Origin of the sequence: Nostoc cf. edaphicum LEGE 07299 (assembly GCF_015207245.1) — a bacterium.
Taxonomy (GTDB): domain Bacteria; phylum Cyanobacteriota; class Cyanobacteriia; order Cyanobacteriales; family Nostocaceae; genus Nostoc; species Nostoc edaphicum_B.
This window is the reverse complement of record NZ_JADEXF010000575.1, coordinates 1-3,880: the sequence shown is the minus strand read 5'-3', so window position 1 is coordinate 3,880 and position 3,880 is coordinate 1. Positions and strand designations below refer to the sequence as shown.

Below are 3,880 nucleotides of genomic sequence, written 5' to 3'. Positions count from 1 at the left end.
AATTAGAAACCAAGAAGAAATCAGGTACTGTAACTGGTTCTTATAAAGCATTCGAGGATAGTAAGAATGTGAATTTGTTACCATTTAGTTGTGAATACTCAATAGAAGATGAAAATAAAAATATATCTAAAAGGGAAATTTATTTGAGATACACGCCTGTTTTTGGTGAATATATTAATGAAGAATATAATAAGAAAAATGCTGATAAAAAAATGGAAATGAACGAAGTATGTAAGCACAGTACTATAATAGTGCAGATGGAAAAATATGCTAAAGATAACTCTCTTTTCGACAAGAGTAAAGGAGATACGATAAAACCAGGAAGGGCTGAGATTTTAACAAACAAACCATATGCTTATCCAGTACATCGATGGGTTTGTCATTTTTCGGTTTCAAAAAAAACCAAAGAAGTTAAACCTTCTTTAGGAGGTGGTAACGATTATATAATAGACCTCAATTTAGAACCATATTGCCGAATAAAAGCTTCTGAAGATAATAATAAGTTTACAGTACCTCACTATCGTGATTATGATAATCCTTATTCTTTCTATTGTACAAATCCTTTTTCGAGTTCTGATTCTGAATGATTTTATGTAAACAAGGGAGCGACTAGACCAAAAACATCGATGCAAAAATGTGCTTTTATATGTTTAGTTTTTATTAGGAAATAAGATGCGTTTGCTCTGGTAGTCGGACACAGGCATCACAACAGACAAATAGAGTGGTTTATTAGCGCCGACCTGTCCTAGTATTTTTTACTCAGCACTTGTTTTTCCGGCTGACATATCTGCGACAGGAAGCGATCGCAGTTGAGCCAGAGCTAAGACAATGACCGTATAATTACTTATAAATTCCAGCATTTTTCAGATAAATCGACTATATCCTACGGATACAGCAATGCTCATTAGTGTGCCCTTGCAAAATCTTACAACGCAACACTAACAATGAATCCCCTGCGGAAAACATTGTTTTTTCGTTTAGATGAGGGGTCTAACCCTCTATTTATCATCTGTATCCACCAGTGGGAAGGGGTTTTGGTCAAGCCATGCTTGTTGGTAATCAGCTTGAGCGTTTATTCACAGGATGACGCTGGCTAAACAAGCGATTAAACTATGGATAATGTCAAGCAATTGTTGCTTTTAACACCACTTACATAAATTTAATCTCATTGTTAAATCTAAAACCTCATTCTGTTATATAAAATACCAGTTATGTCAGCGTATCAAGGAAGTTGTGGGGAGACCACCGATTTGATTATTGGTGTTCACAACCAAGAAAACCTCGAATTACCAGCAAAATCTGCTCCTGTGGGTGCTCTTGCCACAAGACAAGGAACTTTTTCTACGTTTCTTGCTCCCCTGACTCAAGATACTTTTAAACAGGTCGTTAAGGATGTCGAGCAAAAATTACAAATTGTTCATCAAACCCTATCAATGCTTGATTCTCAAGGGTTTGAAACTATTTTGCAAGAAATGTTGCATTCGATTACCTTAAAAACCGGCGAATTACTGGGGGCAGACCGGACGACGATATTTTTATTGGATGAAGAAAAACAAGAACTTTGGTCAATTTTAGCTGAGGGCGAGGGCGGTCGCTCTTTAGAAATTCGTATCCCCGCAAATAAAGGCATTGGTGGTGAAGTCGCCACTTTTAAAGAAGTTATCAATATTCCCTTTGATTTTTATAACGATCCGCGATCGCATTTTGCCCAAGAACAAGAAAAGAGAACTGGCTATCGCACCTACACTATGTTAGCTTTGCCACTCTTAAATGAACATGGGCAATTAGTTGCAGTAGTACAATTACTGAATAAATTAAAATCTGTAAATAATCACGATGCTCCACTTGCAGAGCGTATTGATACCAGAGGTTTTACCTGTGCTGACGAACAATTATTTCAAGAATTTGCCCCTTCGATTCGCCTAATTTTAGAGTCCTCGCGCTCTTTTTATGTAGCTACTCAAAAACAAAGAGCAGTAGCGGCGCTAATGAAGGCAATCAAGTCCCTCTCTCAAAGCAGTCTTGACTTAGAAGACACCCTGAAGCGGGTGATGGATGAAGCCAAGGAACTGATGAATGCCGATCGCAGTACACTATGGTTAATAGACCGCGATCGCCATGAATTGTGGACAAAAATCACCCAGGATGATGGTTCAACGAAAGAGTTGCGAGTCCCCATAGGTATAGGTTTTGCTGGGATAGTAGCGGCTTCTGGAAAGAAGCTAAATATTGGCTTTGACTTGCACAACCATCCTGACTCGGAAACATCCCGAAAATTCGACGAGCAAAATGGCTATCGCACCTGTAGCTTGCTTTGTATGCCAGTATTTAACGGCGATGAACAACTGATTGGCGTTACCCAACTCGTAAATAAAAAGAAATCTGGTGATTTTCCCCCTTATAATCCAGCTGATTGGCCGAAAGCTCCCGACTGCTTCCAAGCTAGCTTTGACCGCAACGATGAAGAGTTCATGGAAGCTTTTAATATTCAAGCGGGAGTAGCACTACATAATGCCCAGTTGTTTGCCACAGTCAAGCAACAAGAACAAATGCAACGGGATATTCTGCGTAGTCTTTCCAATGGCGTGGTTTCCACTGATAAAACTGGGTTAATTATCGCCGCCAATGAAAGCGCCCAACGTTTGCTAGGACTGGGAGTAGATGACCGTTTAGAAGGTAAATTAGTTACTGACGCGATCGGCATCAAAGAAGGCGACTTTAGCAAGTGGTATCAGGATGCTTTACATGCAGTTGACTTAAAAGGTCGTCAGCAATATTACCCCGATCGCACACTTGTAAGCACTGGTACAGAACAGCATAGTATTAATTTATCGATTAACACAATTGCCGATGCTAGCGACCAAGAGCAAGTCCGGGGGGCGCTGGTAGTGATGGAAGACATCAGTGATGAAAAGCGGCTTAAGAGTACAATGTACCGCTACATGACCCAGGAATTAGCCGAAGAATTGCTGAAATTAGATGATGCTAAACTAGGAGGCGATCGCAAAGAAGTTTCAATATTATTTTCGGATATTCGCGGCTACACCACTTTGACAGAAAACTTGCAAGCAGAAGAAGTGGTGAGTATGCTCAATGAATATTTTGAATCAATGGTGGAGGCAGTCTTTAAACATAAAGGTACCCTTGACAAATACATCGGTGATGCCATCATGGCTGTATTTGGTTCTCCCCTACCATTAGAAGAACACGCTTGGATGGCAGTGCAAACATCCTTAGAAATGCGCCATCGTCTACACGAATTTAATCAACGTCGCTATGCAGATGATAAGCCCAGAATTAAAATTGGCATTGGCATCAATTCAGATACCGTAATTAGTGGAAATATTGGCTCTAGTAAGCGGATGGAATTTACTGCCATTGGCGATGGCGTTAATCTTGGCTCTCGATTAGAAAGTGTCAGTAAACAGTATGGTTGCGATATTATTATTAGCCATAACACTTTTAAACCATGCCAAGAAAACATTTGGGCTAGGGAACTAGATTACATTCGTGTCAAGGGTAGAAACGAACCAGTAGCCATATACGAATTACTGGGTTTGCGTTCCAATCCGATTGAAAGCGAAAAATTGCAAGTGATTGAGCATTATCATAAAGGGCGTGAGTATTACCTCCAGCGACAGTTTTCTCGTGCCAGAGCCGAATTTGCTAATGTTTTGGCAGCAGACAGCCAAGACAAAGCTGCTATGTTGCATCTGTTGCGTTGTCAGCATTGGTTACAATCACCCCCAACAGAATCAGATTGGGATGAAGGAGTCTGGACATTTCAGGAAAAATAACCCTACCGACTTTTAGCTTAATCACTATACGATATGTCATTGCGAGTCGAACAGAGTGGAACGTTCGCAGAGCGTCTCTAAGA

Annotated in this window: 2 protein-coding genes; both read left to right on the top strand. The window is 40.2% G+C overall.

Features of this window, described 5'->3' with window-relative positions; genetic code table 11:
* Positions 1-587: hypothetical protein (locus IQ229_RS17085; RefSeq protein WP_194045730.1), on the top strand; the 587-nt coding region annotated here is incomplete at its 5' end.
* A 624-nt stretch (positions 588-1,211) separates the two neighbouring features.
* Complete coding sequence (locus tag IQ229_RS17080; protein WP_194045728.1) at positions 1,212-3,797, top strand: GAF domain-containing protein; 2,586 nt, start codon at positions 1,212-1,214, stop codon at positions 3,795-3,797.
* The last annotated feature ends 83 nt before the right edge of the window (positions 3,798-3,880 follow it).

What these genes read in the sequence shown, in the direction of transcription:
- IQ229_RS17080 (WP_194045728.1), top strand. Translation starts at nt 1,212, where the DNA reads ATGTCAGCGTATCAAGGAAGTTGTGGGGAGACCACCGATTTGATTATT.